The organism is Pantoea brenneri (assembly GCF_038594305.1).
In the GTDB taxonomy this organism is placed as follows: domain Bacteria; phylum Pseudomonadota; class Gammaproteobacteria; order Enterobacterales; family Enterobacteriaceae; genus Pantoea; species Pantoea brenneri.
The window spans coordinates 1-415 of the sequence record NZ_JBCGBG010000022.1 but is presented as its reverse complement, the minus strand read 5'-3'; the positions used below and the strand labels follow the sequence as shown (position 1 = coordinate 415).

Sequence of the window (415 nt, the reverse complement as noted above, 5' to 3'; positions counted from 1 at the left end):
AGACGACGACGTTGATAGGCCGGATGTGTAAGCGCAGCGATGCGTTGAGCTAACCGGTACTAATGACCCGTGAGGCTTAACCTTACAACGCCAGAGGCGTTTTGAGAGACGAAAAGATTTTCAGCCTGTTTACCGGATAACGTTGTGTCCTGCGGAGTCAAGTCCGAAGGATTCTGCGCTGAGGCAAGGCGGCAACCGACCGATACGAAGGAGCATACTGAAGTATGTGACGGAGTAGCGCGAGGGCGGCCAACGCAGCATCAGCACAGAAGACACAGGACAGAGCACAAAGAATTTGCCTGGCGGCTGTAGCGCGGTGGTCCCACCTGACCCCATGCCGAACTCAGAAGTGAAACGCCGTAGCGCCGATGGTAGTGTGGGGTCTCCCCATGCGAGAGTAGGGAACTGCCAGGCA

At 56.4% G+C, this 415-nt stretch carries 2 rRNA genes; both read left to right on the top strand.

Annotated elements, in window-relative coordinates:
* Window positions 1-84: ribosomal RNA gene (locus tag AABB92_RS23350) — 23S ribosomal RNA — on the top strand; the annotation flags it as partial.
* A gap of 214 nt (window positions 85-298) precedes the next feature.
* A 5S ribosomal RNA gene (gene rrf / locus AABB92_RS23345) occupies window positions 299-414 on the top strand.
* The last annotated feature ends 1 nt before the right edge of the window (window position 415 follow it).